This is a genomic window from Variovorax sp. 05L425 (assembly GCF_056397705.1).
Genome location: NZ_JBFTNY010000065.1, coordinates 1 through 1,458, shown reverse-complemented (window position 1 = coordinate 1,458; position 1,458 = coordinate 1). Strand labels below are relative to the sequence as shown.

Below are 1,458 nucleotides of genomic sequence, written 5' to 3'. Positions count from 1 at the left end.
GTCATCAACCTGATCATCTTCGTGCTGGCCATCTACGTGGGCTACCACGTGGTGTGGACCGTCACCCCGGCGCTGCACACGCCGCTGATGGCCGTCACCAACGCCATCTCCGCCATCGTCATCGTGGGCGCCATGCTGGCCGCGGCACTCACCGAGACAGGCCTGGGCAAGACCATGGGCGTGCTGGCCGTGGCGCTGGCCGCTGTCAACGTCTTCGGCGGCTTCCTGGTGACCCGGCGCATGCTGGAGATGTTCAAGAAGAAGGACAAGAAGGCGCCAGCGGCCGGTGACGCCGCCAAGGCGGGGGGCCACTGATCATGTCGATGAACGTCGTCACGCTGCTGTACCTGATCGCCTCGGTCTGCTTCATCCAGGCCCTGAAGGGCCTGTCCCACCCCACCACCTCCATCCGCGGCAACATCTTCGGCATGGTCGGCATGGCGATCGCCATCCTGACCACCGCCGCGCTGATCGTGCAGCTCTCCGGCGGCAAGGCCCTCGGCATGGCCTGGGTGCTGCTGGGCCTGGTCGTGGGTGGCGGCTATGGCGCCTACCGCGCCAAGACGGTCGAGATGACCCAGATGCCCGAACTCGTGGCCTTCTTCCACAGCATGATCGGTCTGGCGGCCGTCTTCATCGCCGTGGCGGCGGTGGTGGAGCCCTGGGCCTTCGGCATCACGCCGCTGCCGGTGGCGGCCTCCGGCACGGTCAACACACCCGAAGGCGCGATGATCGTCGACGGCTTCCTGCGCTATGCGATTCCCGCGGGCAACCGGCTGGAGCTGTTCCTGGGTGCGGCCATCGGCGCCATCACCTTCAGCGGCTCGGTCATTGCCTTCGGCAAGCTCTCGGGCAAGTACAAGTTCCGCCTGTTCCAGGGKGCKCCSGTGCAGTTCAAGGGCCAGCACATGCTGAACCTCGTGCTGGGGCTGCTGACCATTGCGCTGGGCCTGCTGTACGTGGCCACCGAGAGCTGGCTGGCCTTCCTCGCGATGGTGATCCTGGCCTTCGTGATGGGCGTGCTSATCATCATCCCGATCGGCGGGGCGGACATGCCGGTGGTGGTGTCCATGCTCAACAGCTACTCGGGCTGGGCGGCCGCGGGCATCGGCTTCAGCCTGAACAACGCGATGCTGATCGTGGCAGGCTCCCTGGTGGGCTCCTCGGGTGCGATCCTCTCCTACATCATGTGCAAGGCGATGAACCGCTCGTTCTTCAACGTGATCCTGGGCGGTTTCGGCGGCGAGGCGGCTGCGGCCACGGGCGGCGCCAAGGAGCAGCGGCCAGTGAAGAGCGGCAGCGCGGACGACGCGGCCTTCGTGCTCTCCAACGCCGAGACGGTCATCATCGTGCCGGGCTACGGCCTCGCGGTGGCCAGAGCCCAGCACGCGGTGAAGGAGCTTGCGCAGAAGCTCACCGAGCACGGCGTGACGGTGAAGTACGCGATCCACCCGCCGG

Annotated in this window: 2 protein-coding genes; both read left to right on the top strand. The window is 66.9% G+C overall.

Translation table 11 applies throughout. The annotated features are described in order from the left end of the window. On the top strand, positions 1-315 hold a 315-nt coding region (locus AC1DN9_RS29970; RefSeq protein WP_478106004.1), incomplete at its 5' end, for an NAD(P) transhydrogenase subunit alpha part 2. A 2-nt stretch (positions 316-317) separates the two neighbouring features. After that, positions 318-1,458: NAD(P)(+) transhydrogenase (Re/Si-specific) subunit beta (locus tag AC1DN9_RS29965; RefSeq protein WP_478106003.1), on the top strand; the 1,141-nt coding region annotated here is incomplete at its 3' end.